The organism is Kribbella sp. NPDC049174, from assembly GCF_043197365.1.
Lineage (GTDB): Bacteria > Actinomycetota > Actinomycetes > Propionibacteriales > Kribbellaceae > Kribbella.
In genome coordinates, this window is sequence record NZ_JBICSZ010000001.1 from 49,357 (window position 1) to 62,397 (window position 13,041).

Below are 13,041 nucleotides of genomic sequence, written 5' to 3' on the forward strand. Positions count from 1 at the left end.
CCGAGAAGGGAACTAACAGAAATGCGCTCAACAGTGAGCAAGGTCGTCACCCTCGTGGTGGCCGGCACGCTCGCCCTCGCGGCGTGCAGCTCGGACAAGTCGGCGCAGGGGGCGGCGAACGAGACGACGGCCGACGGCAAGGTCGTCATCGACACCTTCACCCCGGCCGACCCGAACACCAACCTGGACACGAACCAGGTCACCAAGATCATGAGCGACAAGTTCAAGATCCAGTTCCGCTGGCAGACCACGACGTACGACGCCGGTCCGGCCAAGGAGAAGCGGCAGATCGCGCTGGCCAGCGGCGACTACCCGGACCTGTTCTTCATGATCCCGTGGATCGACGCGTTCACCCAGGCCGAGGTGCTCAAGCTGGGTCAGCAGGGCATCGCGGTGCCGCTGGAGGACCTGATCAAGGAGAACGCGCCGAACATCCAGAAGGCGCTCGACTCCAACAAGACGTACAAGGAGATGTCGACCGCGCCGGACGGCCACATCTACGCGCTGCCGCAGTGGGCCGACTGCTACCACTGCACGTACCCGGACAAGCTGTGGATCAACAGCGCCTGGCTGAAGAAGCTCGGCCTGCAGACGCCGAAGACGACCGAGGATCTGCGCAAGGTGCTCCAGGCGTTCAAGACCCAGGATCCGAACGGCAACGGCAAGGCCGACGAGATCCCGATGACCACCGATGTGCAGGACAGCAGCCTGATCGCGTACCTGATGAACGCGTTCGCCTACGACCCGGTCGGCGCGAACAACGGCGTCCGGTCGCTGATCACGCTCGACGGTGACAAGGTCGTCACCCCGGTGACGTCGGCGCAGTGGAAGGAGGGCCTGAAGTACATCAACTCCCTCTACAAGGAAGGCCTGATCGACCAGGCCGCGTTCACCCAGAACGCCGCCGCGCTGCAGGCCCAGGGCAACAACCCGAAGGCCGTCGTCCTCGGCTCGGTGCCGGTGCTGTGGCCGGGCATCTTCGTCCAGCTCGACTCGAAGGACGGCCGGGACAAGCAGTACGACGCGGTGCCGCCGCTGACCGGTCCGGAGGGCAAGAGCTACACCGGCCTGAACTACCCGACCTCCACCGGCTACACCTTCATGCTGACCAACAAGGCCAGCAAGGAGGCCCAGGTCGCGGCGATCAAGATGCTCGACTACATCTACACCGACGAGGGTCAGATGATCACCAACATGGGCCCGGAGGGGGTCGGCTGGACCAAGCCGGGTCCGGGTGACATCGCGCTCGACGACAAGGTCACGCCGTTGTACAAGCCGAAGCAGAACGCGCCGAAGAACATCAACTGGGGTGCGCTCGGGCAGTACAACAACACCCTCGCGTACCGGAACGCGCAGGTCGTGCCGGCCGACATCTACACCGGCGCGGGCCTCGAGCGGCGGCTGTTCCAGGCGACCAAGCTGTACGAAGGTCACGAGGACAAGGCGCAGTGGTTCCCGCAGACCTCGGTCTGGCCGGACCCGAGCCTGAGTGGTGAGCTCGCCACGCTGCAGACGAACCTGAACAGCTACGTGAACCAGAACCAGTTGGCCTTCATCACCGGCTCGAAGAACATCGACACCGAGTGGGACGCCTACGTGAAGGGTCTGGACAGCACCGGCATGAAGCGGTACCTCGAGATCCAGCAGCAGGCGTACGACAAGTACAAGTCCGGGAGCAAGTAGGTAGATGTCGCACGAACTGTGGTTCCGCACCCCCGCCCCTGACTGGTTCGAGGCGTTGCCGCTGGGCAACGGTCACCTTGGTGCCAAGGTGTTCGGCCGGGTCGACGAGGAGCGGATCGCGCTCAACCTCGACGACGTCTGGTCGGGTGACGGTCCGCGCACGTTGACCGTGACGGACGGTCCGAAGACGCTGGCCGACGTACGGCGGTTGTTGCTGGACGAGGGTGATCAGCTGGCGGCGACCGAGCGGACCCGGGCACTGCAGGGTCCGTTGGTCGAGTCGTACCAACCGCTCGCCGACCTGCTGATCGTCGCGTCCGGGGAGCCACAGGACTACCGGCGGAGCCTGGACCTCCGCACGGGGACCGCCGCCGTCGACTACACGGTCGACGGCGTGCGGTTCCGCCGGGAGACGTACGTGTCCACGCCGGACCAGGTGATGGTGTGGACGATCACGGCGGACCAGCCGGGGTCGATCGATCTCGACCTCGAGCTGACCAGTCAGCATCCGGTCCGGGTGGAAGTTGCCGACGACATCTATGGGGTCGTCGGCCACGCTCCCTCGGATCTCACGATCGAGTACCGGCAGAGTCCGGACCCGATCCGTTACGAGGAAGGTCGCGGCATCGGGTTCGGTGCCGCGCTGCGGGCACACAACACCGGCGGCACCGCCGACGTCAGCGCCGCGGGCATCGCGGTCCGCGGAGCCGACAGTCTGACCGTGGTGTTGTCGGCGGCAAGTACTTTCGCCGGATGGTCGGTGCCGCCCGGCCGGGACCCGCTGGTGGCATTGCGCGAGGCAACAGAGCTGATCAACCAAGTTGCCCTGGACAAGCTTCGGCAGCGGCACGTCGACGATCATGTGGAGCTGTACGACCGCGCCGAGCTGCGGCTCGGCGAGTCCGCTGAGCTCCCGACCGACGAGCGGATCAAGGCGGTTGCGACCGGTGGCGACGATCCGGACCTGGTCGCGCTGATGTTCAACTTCGGCCGTTACCTGTTGATGGCGTCCTCCCGCCCCGGGACGCAGGCAGCAAACCTGCAAGGCATCTGGAACCAGGACCGCCGGCCGATGTGGGCCAGTGACTGGACCAACAACATCAACACCCAGATGAACTACTGGCCCGCCGACCTCACTGGCCTGGGGGAGTGCTTCGATCCACTCACCGACCTGCTCGAGGGCCTGGCCGACTCGGGTGCCGAGACCGCCCGGATCCTGTACGACGCGCCCGGCTGGGTGTCACACCACAACGCGGACATCTGGCGCGCGACCTGGCCAGTGGGCGAGGGTGGCGACGATCCGGTGTGGTCGATGTGCGCGACGTGTGGCGTCTGGCTGACCGCGCATCTGATGGAGCACTACCGGTTCCAGCAGGACCTGGACTTCCTCCGCGACCGGGCCTATCCGCTGATCGCCGGCGCGGCCGATTTCGTGCTGTCGATGCTGGTCGAGGACCGCGACAGCCGGTTGCAGTTCATCCCGTCTACCGCACCGGAACACCACTTCGTCCTGCCCTCCGGCGACAAGGCCTCGGTCGACCTCACCTCGACGTACGACATCTGGCTGATCCGCGAACTGTTCGCCAACCTCGCCGAAGCCGAGGCCGCGCTCGGCCTCACCACCGACCTGGCCGCCCGTGCTCGCGCTGCCCGCGAGCGCCTTCCAGAGATCGGTACGACGACCGACGGCCGGCTGCTCGAATGGCCGACGGACTGGCAGCCGTCCGAGCCTGACCACCGCCACCAGTCGCATCTGTACGGCCTCTACCCGGGGGCTGAGATCGACCCGACGCGTACGCCGGAGTGGGCAGCGGCAGCCCGTGCCTCGCTGGAGCTACGGACCAAGGACGCGACGAACGGCGGTTGGACGGCCGCCTGGTTGGTGGCGCTCTGGGCTCGGCTGTTCGAGCCGGAGAAGGCGTCCGCGGTGATCCGTGACTACCTGAGCCGGCTGGTCTCGGACAACCTGCTGCACCGTGACGGCGACATCTTCCAGATCGACGCCAACTTCGGCATGACCGGGTGCATCCCGGAACTCCTGATCCAGAGCCACACCGACACCATCCGCCTGCTCCCGGCGCTGCCCGCGGACTGGCCGGACGGCTCGTTCCGGGGCCTTCGGGCTCGCGGTGGGCTGGTGTTCGACGTGAGTTGGCGTAGTGGGGTTCTCACCGCCGCCTCGGTGCGTGCTTCACAGTCCGGTACGTACCGGATCGCCTTGCCGTCCGGAGAGCGGACTGTCTCGCTGGAGGCGGGTCAGCAGGTGGACCTGGTTAGGGCTGCCTAACCAAAGCTGTTGTATTCTCACGTCCGTGAAAATGCGCATCGTAATAGCCGTTACGGCTGCCCTGCTGGTGCTGGCCGGATGTGGCGGCAAGGAAACCGGGAGTGCTGACACCGGCGTCGGTGACACGGAAGTGGCGACCGGCGGGCGGCTGTTCAAGACCGCTGACGAGGAGACCGCCAAGCTGGGGTCGGCCGCGCAGCCGGGGGCCTTCCCGCGGACGGTGAAGCACGCGCTGGGCGAGACCACGCTGGAGAAGAAGCCCGAGCGGATCGTCGTCCTGGACAGCGGTGAGCTCGACGACGTCCTGGCGCTCGGCATCACGCCGGTCGGGATGGCGACGACGGCGGGTCAGGCGGGCGTGCCGTCGTACCTGGCGGACAAGGCGCAAGGGATCAAGACCGTCGGCGGGATCAGCGAGCTGAACCTGGAGGCGATCGCCGCGCTGACGCCGGACCTGATCCTGGGCAGCAAGCTGCGGGCGAACGACCTGTACGACAAGCTCAGCGCGATCGCGCCGACGGTGATGAGCATCCGGCCCGGGTTCCCGTGGAAGGAGAACTTCCTGCTGGTCGCGGACTCGGTCGGCGAGGAGGACAAGGCCGACGGGATCCTGAACGACTACCAGAAGCGCGCCGACGAGGTGAAGGCGAAGGTGCAGGGGTCGCCGACGATCTCACTGGTCCGGTTCCGGCCGGCCGAGATCCGGCTGTACGGCAACCTGTCCTTCATCGGCGTGATCCTGAAGGACATCGGGCTGCCCCGGCCGAAGATCCAGGACGTCCAGGACCTCGCCGTCGAGGTGTCGCAGGAGAACATCTCGCAGGCCGACGGTGACTGGATCTTCTACTCCAGCTACGGCAAGCCGGAGACCACCGCCGAGAACGTAGTTGTCAACGGCAACCTCTGGAAGGCCCTCCCGGCGGTCAAGAACGCCCAGGTCGCCCGGGTCGACGACGAAGTGTGGTTCCTCGGCCTCGGCCCTCTAGGCGCGATGGACGTCCTGTCCGACCTGGAGAAGCTCCTCGCCGCGAAGGGCTGACGACGGGACGTGCGCCCGCCCCTGCGCTTCGCTCCGGGGTGGGGGTGGAAAGAAGACGTGGAGAAACTGCTCGGGGCCAAGGGTCAGTCCGGGACTCTTCCTCGGTCGGTGACCTGGACGTGGGGTGCGTAGCGGGCGACGGCTGCGACCAGGTCGTCGTACGGGAGGGGGCGGCCGAGGATCTCGTAGGTGCCGGGCCACTGCTTCGACGGTCCCCAGGCCTTCGAGCTCCGGGGCAGGGCGTCGTCGTCGTACCGGAGCACGACGAGATACGGGTACCACGCCTCCGCGTCCTCGCCGTTGAGGTCGCGTCGCTCGATCCGGCAGATGCCGCGGACGTCGCGCCAGGGGATCGTGCGCGGCTGGTCGCCACCCAGGTAGACGCCGGTCTCGTCGATCGACAGCAGGACGTCGTCCTGGTCGCCTTCGTGCCGTTCCTCGGCGGTCGTGACCAGGCCGACCAGGAGCAGCACCGGCAGCCCGACAGCCAGGATCAGCGGCATCCCGCCCCAGGACAACCAGACGGCCTCGAGCGGCTCGCGGATGGGCTTGTCCTGCACCACCGCGAAGACGACGCAGAACAGGGTGAGCAGGATCATCAGGCCGAAGACGAGCGAGCCCAGGTACAGCATCGTCCTGGTCGTGCCGAGGCCGCGTCGCTTCACGACGAAGGGCTCGCTGGTCTGCGCAGGCGGCATACCGGCATTGTCGGCGGCATCAGCTGTTCGCACCAGCATCCTCACAGAACCCTACTCATTTCGGCCCGGAACGGTCCTTCCTAGGGATGAAATAGCTCTCTCCGACCAGGTGCGGACTTTGGTCCGGGCCGGGAGTCCGCAACAATCGCACCATGCCGGACCGCCAGACCGCCGTCGCTTCCCGGAAGCCGCCGACGACCACCGCACGCCGGCGGCGCCGCAAGGGCAGTAAGTGGCGCCGCGGCTGGGTGATCGCCGTCCTCGCGGTGCTGTCCGCGCTGCCGCTGCTGTTCCACCGTTGGGTGCCGAACTCGTTCGGCAACCTGGGCAGCCTGCTCGACACCTTCCTGCCCTGGGTCGGCCTCGCCGTCCCGGTGCTGGCAGTGGCGGCGCTGGTCCGGCGTTCGGCGATCGCCGGGGTCGCCCTGCTGGTGCCCGCGGTGGTGTGGGGCCTGATGTTCGGGAACCTGCTGATCCCGGGCAAGGGCGGCGGCGCGTACGACCTGCGGGTCCTGTCGCACAACGTCGACGCGGCGAACCCGGATCCGAAGAAGACCGCGCAGGATCTGCTCGCGGCCGACGCCGACGTGATGGCGCTCGAGGAGATCACCGCGGCGGACATGAAGATCTACAAGGCCGCGTTCGCCGACGAGTACCCGTACGAGGTCTCCCGGGACACGGTGGCGCTGTGGTCGAAGTACCCGGTGGCGCAGAGCAAGTCGGTCGACGTCGGCTTCAAGTGGACGCGGGCACTGCGTGCCGAAGTGAGTACGCCGGAGGGCAAGGTGGCGGTGTACGTCGCCCACCTCGCGTCCGTCCGGATCGGCACCAGCGGCTTCACCTCGGACCAGCGCAACGACACGATCAAGGCACTCGGCCGGCAGATCGCCGACGAGAAACTGGCCGGCGTGATCGTGATGGGCGACTTCAACGGGACGGCGAACGACCGCAGCCTGGCCCCGCTGACCGCCGGACTGCGCTCGGCGCAGGGTGCGGCCGGCCAAGGGTTCGGGTTCACCTGGCCGTCCGAGTTCCCGATGGCCCGGATCGACCACATCATGGTGCGCGGCGTGACGCCGACGAAGGCCTGGGTGATGAGCTCCACCGGCAGCGACCACCGCCCGGTGGTGGCCGAGGTCCGCATCTGACCGCCGTAACGTCCGAAGATGTGTGGCCTCTAGGCCACACATCTTCGGACGTAAGGGTTAGTCGGCGATGCCCTCGGTCTCCCGCCGCCACACCGATGCCGGCAGCAACGATCGGCCGGTTCCCGCTCTGGGCCCGGCTGCGGCCGATCGTCGTACCGATGGACGCGCACACGGAGCAGTAACCGCGGTCGGTGCGGCTCGTTGTGAGACCAGTAGCCCACTGGTCCCACCACGGAGGACGCATGGTCCGCGGACAAGTCTTGTCCAGACGAGCCTTTCTGGCGCGTATCGGGGTGCTCGGCGCGGCGCTCGGCGGTGGTGGGCTCGTTGCCCGCAGCCTGCTGGCGCCCGCCGACGCCGCCACCAATCCGTTGCTGCCGACGACGGTGGACCTGATCCGGCCGGTCCTCGCCGCCCTCGCTCGCGACACTCTCAACGGGCTCACGGTGTTCGCGATGCCGGGCCCCGATGCGTACTCCCGCACGCAGGGGACGCCGAGCAGTACGCCGGGTGCGATCGAGGCCGGTGCGAGCGACTTCATCATCAATTCCCTGGACAACTTCGTCCCGTTCCCGGACGCGGTCGCCCAGCCGGTCGGGGCCGCTCTGGTGACCGGCCTGGCCGACTCGGGGATCGCGCTGCCGGGTCTCGAAGTGCTCCCGGTCGAGCTCCGTCGGCTGGATCGGGCGCTGGCGGCGTACCTGCAGAGCGACGAGGCGATGCCGCTGTCGTTCCCGATCGCCGGGCTGCTGAACCTGATGGCGACCCAGGTGAACCCGCTGGCGGTGAACGGGCCGCACCTGTCGCCGTTCGCGCGGCTGTCGTACGCCGAGAAGGCGCAGGCGTTCGAGTTGATCGAGCGGACCGACTCCGACCTGGTCGCACTGCTGGATGTGCAGTTCCCCGAGCCGTTGAAGGCGTCGGTGTCCGGGCTCCTCAAGTTCGTCGGCGGCGCGTTGATCGAGTTCGCCACCTTCGGCGCGTACGGCGAATCGGCCGTCTACGACAAGGTGAGCCGCACGCTGCGGGCGCGGCCGGTCGGGTGGAGCCACACCGGCTACCAGCCGAACGGCCCGGTCGAGGGCTGGGACGACTTCATCGGGTACTACCAGGGTCGGCAGAAGGTGAGCGACTGATGCGCGATGTCATCGTGATCGGGGCCGGCGGCGGTGGCCCGGTGGTGGCCAAGGAGCTGGCCGCTCAGGGTCTCGACGTACTGCTGCTCGAGGCCGGGCCGCGGCACGCCAATCCTCGCGAGGAGTGGACCACCTTCGAGGACGACGCGAACAACCCGCTGACCGGCTACCTGCGCTGGGGTCCGTCGGACCGCACGAAGCCGGGCTGGTTCCGGGAGTGGCCGCAGAACTCCTTCGTCTGGCAGCTGTCCGGCGTCGGCGGCACCACGCAACACTTCTACGGCAACTACCCGCGCGCGTACCCGGGTGTTTTCGAGGGGTACGACGGCGCCGACAAGAACGGGTACGACGTCGACCACCGGTTCCCGTTCACGTACGGCGAAATGGTGCCGTACTTCGAATGGGTCGAGGCGACCATGCCGGTGATGACGGCGGCGATGGGCCACAAGGAGCAGACCTTCTTCCGCGGTGCCGAGACCCTCGGGCTGCCGGTGCAGACCACGAAGACGACGCATCGGCCGTCGTACCGGCCACAGGAGAACGCGATCCTGCAGCCGGGTGGGACGGCGGGGAAGACGTCGTCCTCGGATCTGCTTGTCTATCCGAAGGCGACCGGGTGCACATTCTGCGGTTACTGCTTCCAGGGCTGCATGCGGCCGAACGGTGCTCCGCGCAACCAGTTCGCGAAGCGGTCGACGGACAACAGCTACGTGCCGATGGCGTTGACGGCCGAGGTGTGGTCTTCCGGGCGGCCGATCGAGCTGATCACGGATGCCTTTGTCACCCGGGTTCACACCGAGAAGCGGCACGGCGTACTGACGGCCACTGGGGTGACGTGGCTGGCCCAGGGTGTTGAGCATCGTGAAGACGCTCGCGTCGTGGTGATGTCGGGTGGCTGCACGGAGAACCCGCGGCTCTGGTTCAACAGCGGGCTGCCGAACCCGAACGGCTGGGTCGGCCGCGGCTACACCGATCACTTCTTCGACTGGGTGTTCGGTGTCTTCGACGACTACACCGGCAACCCGAAGGGCGTCGGCTCGAGTGCGCGGCTGGACTACCCGCCGTACGGCGGCCTGGAGAACGTCGGCCTGCCGCCGGCGTTGGCCGCGTTCGCGGGGACCTTGTCGGACAGCGGGATCCGCGGTCAGTACAAGAACGGTCGCGGGCGGTCCGGGCCGTGGGACGGGCCGGCCGGGCGAGTGATGGGACCGGAGCTGAAGGAGGTTCTGTCGCACGGACTGGATCGGCTGCTGAGCGTGCTGGTGATCACCGACGACGACGTCGAGGCGCAGAACCGGGTCACCCTCTCGGCACTGCCCGCGGACGAGATCGGGCCGATCCCGAAGGTCACCTTCAAGCAGCGGCAACGGACCGCGCGGACGCTGCGGAACCGCGAGTTCATGGCCCGCAAGGCGACCGAGCTGCTCCGCGGCGCCGGCGCTCGCAAGGTCTATCGCATCGACTGGGCACCGCTGATCCTGCACGTGCAGTCGTCGATGCGGATGGGTTCGTCCGAGAAGAACTCGGTGCTCGATCCGCGCGGCGAGACCCGGGCGGTGAAGCGGCTGTTCGTGGCGGACAACTCCGCCCTGTCGAACGGCCTCGGCGGTCCGAACCCGACGCTCACGTCGCAGGCGCTGGCGACGCGGACGGCGGAGAAGATTCTCCAGACGTACTTCGGCGGCGACCCGTGGGTGCGCTCGAGCTCCCCTGTCGTGTCCACGGATCCGCGGATCAGCGTCCGGTTGGGGCAGCTCGGTCTCTGAGCCTGACCGGGGCGGTGGGGTGGGGAAGGAATCGAACAGTGTCCGTTTGACGAACATCGGCGTCCGGAGCGGTCCTGCCGTCCGGGCGCCGATTTTCCTAGGCTCGGAGTACCCGATCAGGAGGACTTCGAGATGACGATCACTTCGAGCGGCGCGGACCTGACCACGCTGGCTCAGCAGTACGCCGACGACGGCTTCATGCTGGTGAAAGGCCTGCTCAGCAAGGAGGAAGCGGCCTACTACCGGAAGCGCAGCCACGACCTGCTGGAGCTGTTGCACCGGTCTGACGACCCAACCTGGGCCGCCGCCCGGGACATGACGGATGCGCCGACGAAGCTGCAGCATCTGCACGACGCACAGTTCTACGACGCCGCCTTCTCCCGACTGCTGGTGGATCCTCGGTTCACCGACGTGGCCGCCGCGGTGATGGGTGTGGAGGGTGTGCAGCTGCACCACACCAAGCTGTTCGTGAAGCCGCCGGAGAACGGGTCGCCGTTCCCGCTGCACCAGGACTACCCGTTCTTCCCGCACAAGTACCACCGGGTCGGCGCGGCCATCTTCCACTTCGACGACGCGCCGGAGGAGAAGGGCTGTGTCCGGGTCATCCCGGGCAGCCACAAGGACGGTCCGCGCGAGCACGACCCGGAGGGCTCGTACCACCTGCCCGACGTACCGTTCGAGTCTGCGACACCGCAGCCGGCCGAGGCAGGCGACGTACTGTTCTTCACTTACCTGACCGTGCACGGGTCCGGGGTGAACGTGAGTGACGAGGCCCGGACCACCTGGCTGATCCAGTACCGCGACCCGGCGGACCCGCCGACGGTGAAGACGCACGACTTCTCCCTCGGCCAGGGCATGATGCTTCGTGGAGTCGACCCGACCGGCAGGAGTGCCGTTTGACCCTCGCGGATGTCGCTGACGCGGACCGGTTCGTCGACCTCGCGGGGCTGCTCGAGTCCTGCGAGGTCGACGGGTTCCGTGCGGACTTCCTGAGCTGGGGGCACTACCAGCCGGAGTACTGGCGCAACTACTGGCACAGCCACTCGTTCCACGAGATCTGCCTGGCGTACTCCGGCTCCGGCCGCTTCAACTCGGGCGACACGGAGTACGACGTCCGGCCCGGGTCGGTGTTCATCGCCCGCCCGGGCGACGTACACGAGATCGAGTCCAGCCGGTCAGAACCGCTGGGCATCGCCTTCTGGGGCTTCACCTTCCGTCCGGGCTCCGATCAACCTGGCTGGTGGTCAGGTCTCACCAGAGCCGACGGGCCGGTGATGTCCCGTCGCACCGGTTCACTTCCGGCCCTCATCACAGCGCTCGCCGCCGAAGCAGCGGCACCGGTCTCCGGTTACGACACAGCATTGACGGCCCTCGGCGCCACGCTGGTCATGGAAACCGCCCGCGCCTTCGCACTCGACGACGACCTGGCTGTGGAAACCGTCCGGCGTGACCGCGGCCCTCTGGTGGTCGAGGCGATGCAGCGGCACCTGCGCGACAACCTGTCCCGGCCGATCACCGTCAGGGACGTGGCCGCGGTCGCACACCTGTCGGAGCGGCACGCGGAGCGCCTGTTCCACCAGCAGACGGGTGCGTCGATCATGTCCACCTTGCGCCGGCTGCGTCTCGAGCTCGCCGCGCAGTTGCTGCTGGACCCTTCGGTGACCGTGACCGAGGTGGCGCGCGCTTGCGGCTATTCCGACGTACGCCCGTTCTCGACGGCTTTCCGGCGGCACTACGGACGCACGCCGGGTGAGCACCGGCGCGCCGGCGGCACAGAGTTCGTCTGAACCACCTCTGCCAACGATGTGACACGGAGAGTAGTCAATTGACGTCTGGACAGGGCAGACGGTGACTGCTCAAATGCACCCAGGTATTTTCCGCCGTACTCCTGGAGGAGACATATGAGGGGTCGCCTCAGCCGAATCGCCGGCGTCATCGCGCTGGCGCTCGGCCTCGCAGCCACATCCCTGGTGCCCGCATCCGCAATCACCGGAGGCGAGCCGGACGGGAACGGCCATCCCAATGTCGGTCTGATCCTGTTCTACATGCCCGACGGACGCTTCCGCTGCACGGCGACCCTGGTGTCGCCGACGGTGCTGGTGACCGCGGCCCATTGCACCCAGGGCACACTCGGCAAGACGCTGGTCACGTTCGACTCGGTCATCGCCGAGCAGCCGCCGTCGCCTTTCCCGGTCGCGACGGACCCGGCGAAGGGCTACACCCAGGCCGAGCTGGAGAAGGCCGGCTACAAGTCCGGTACGGCGGCCTCGCACCCGCAGTACTCCGATTTCACCGACCTGAACAACTGGAACGACGTCGGGGTGATCGTGCTCGACCGTCCGGTGACGAACATCGCACCGGCGAAGATCGCGCCGGCCAACTACCTGAACGCCTACCAGCAGCCGAAGCTGAACAGCACGATCTTCACGTCGGTCGGCTACGGGACCGAGGTCCGCAAGGCCGACTCCGGCCCGCAGAAGCCCACGCCGATGTCGTACCCACTGCTGCGCCGCTGGGCCGAGGAGCCTGGCCAGAAACTTACCCCGCAGATCCTGCAGGTGAACGGCAACGAGCACGACAACCGCGGCACCGGCGGCACCTGCTTCGGTGACTCCGGCGGACCGACGTACCACGGTGGTTACGTGGTGACGGTGACCAGCTACGGCTACACACAGAACTGCCGCTACCTCGACGGTCTGCAGCGGATCGACATCAAGGTCGTCCAGGACTGGCTGAAGACGTTCGGCGTGCCGCTCGGCTGATTGTCCCGCACTACTGGTGCCGCGACCCGTCTCAGTGGGTCGCGGCACCTACTTGTGCCGCCAGAGGCCGACGACGGCGACCAGGCCCGCGAGTGACGGCAGGAAGCCAAGGACGCCGTGGAGCGTCGGCACGATTGTGGTGTAGGCCTCGCCGCCGATGGACAGACCGATCAGCTGGACGGTCGCGCCGATGAGGAACAGCGTGGTGCTGATCCCACGGGCCCGGCGTTTGCCGCGGGTCACGGCCACGATCGACCACAGCCAGCCCGCGAGGCCGAGGGCTCCGACCGCCACCAGGTAGATGGTGATGGCGTTCCGGTCCTTGGCGACCAGATCGGCGGACCAGTCGGGATAGGCGGCCCGGACGTGGTCGCCGATGCTGTCGGCCGTCACGAGGTCGATCAGCGGGGCGAGGGTGGCGATGAGGGTCAGCGCCAGGCCGGCGTACAGCGCCTTCTTGACGTAGGCCGGCGAGCGGGGTGGTGCGGCGATGGTGGTCATCGCGATCTCCATTCTTACGCT

At 67.6% G+C, this 13,041-nt stretch carries 11 protein-coding genes; 9 read left to right on the forward strand and 2 right to left on the reverse strand.

What is annotated here, in order from left to right; genetic code table 11:
• Positions 1–21 precede the first annotated feature (21 nt).
• The 3 genes from ACGFIF_RS00255 to ACGFIF_RS00265 are packed head-to-tail and all read left to right on the forward strand — an operon-like array spanning position 22 to position 5,009.
• Positions 22–1,683 (forward strand): ABC transporter substrate-binding protein, encoded by a 1,662-nt coding sequence (locus ACGFIF_RS00255; protein ID WP_393149727.1) that lies wholly within the window; start codon positions 22–24, stop codon positions 1,681–1,683.
• A 4-nt stretch (positions 1,684–1,687) separates the two neighbouring features.
• Complete coding sequence (locus tag ACGFIF_RS00260; protein ID WP_393149729.1) at positions 1,688–3,970, forward strand: glycoside hydrolase N-terminal domain-containing protein; 2,283 nt, start codon at positions 1,688–1,690, stop codon at positions 3,968–3,970.
• Positions 3,971–4,001: 31 nt separating this feature from the next.
• Entirely contained in the window at positions 4,002–5,009 is a 1,008-nt protein-coding gene (locus ACGFIF_RS00265) for an ABC transporter substrate-binding protein (protein WP_393153597.1), read from the forward strand.
• An 83-nt stretch (positions 5,010–5,092) separates the two neighbouring features.
• Here the strand turns inward: ACGFIF_RS00265 and ACGFIF_RS00270 are convergent, their stop codons facing one another.
• Positions 5,093–5,707: a hypothetical protein gene (locus tag ACGFIF_RS00270; RefSeq protein WP_393149731.1), complete on the reverse strand. Its 615-nt coding sequence runs from the start codon at positions 5,705–5,707 to the stop codon at positions 5,093–5,095.
• Positions 5,708–5,859: 152 nt separating this feature from the next.
• Here ACGFIF_RS00270 and ACGFIF_RS00275 point away from each other — a divergent pair, with 152 nt between their 5' ends.
• The 6 genes from ACGFIF_RS00275 to ACGFIF_RS00300 all read left to right on the forward strand — a co-directional run bounded on the left by ACGFIF_RS00275 (position 5,860) and on the right by ACGFIF_RS00300 (position 12,519).
• Positions 5,860–6,855, forward strand: coding sequence for an endonuclease/exonuclease/phosphatase family protein (locus ACGFIF_RS00275; RefSeq protein ID WP_393149733.1), 996 nt, complete (start codon positions 5,860–5,862; stop codon positions 6,853–6,855).
• 242 nt (positions 6,856–7,097) lie between these two features.
• On the forward strand, positions 7,098–7,991 hold the full coding sequence (locus ACGFIF_RS00280; RefSeq protein WP_393149735.1) for a hypothetical protein: 894 nt from the start codon (positions 7,098–7,100) through the stop codon (positions 7,989–7,991).
• Entirely contained in the window at positions 7,991–9,757 is a 1,767-nt protein-coding gene (locus ACGFIF_RS00285) for a GMC oxidoreductase (RefSeq protein ID WP_393149737.1), read from the forward strand. The genes ACGFIF_RS00280 and ACGFIF_RS00285 overlap by 1 nt, the downstream gene beginning before the upstream one ends.
• A 132-nt stretch (positions 9,758–9,889) precedes the next feature.
• Complete coding sequence (locus ACGFIF_RS00290; protein ID WP_393149739.1) at positions 9,890–10,657, forward strand: phytanoyl-CoA dioxygenase family protein; 768 nt, start codon at positions 9,890–9,892, stop codon at positions 10,655–10,657.
• Entirely contained in the window at positions 10,654–11,544 is an 891-nt protein-coding gene (locus ACGFIF_RS00295; protein WP_393149741.1) for a helix-turn-helix domain-containing protein, read from the forward strand. Before ACGFIF_RS00290 ends, ACGFIF_RS00295 begins: the two co-directional genes overlap by 4 nt.
• 114 nt (positions 11,545–11,658) lie before the next feature.
• Complete coding sequence (locus ACGFIF_RS00300; protein ID WP_393149743.1) at positions 11,659–12,519, forward strand: trypsin-like serine protease; 861 nt, start codon at positions 11,659–11,661, stop codon at positions 12,517–12,519.
• Between the two features lie 48 nt (positions 12,520–12,567).
• On the opposite strand, the gene ACGFIF_RS00305 is transcribed toward ACGFIF_RS00300, so the two are convergent.
• A complete protein-coding gene (locus ACGFIF_RS00305) occupies positions 12,568–13,020 on the reverse strand; it encodes a hypothetical protein (protein WP_393149745.1) in 453 nt (150 codons plus the stop codon).
• Between the last annotated feature and the right edge of the window lie 21 nt (positions 13,021–13,041).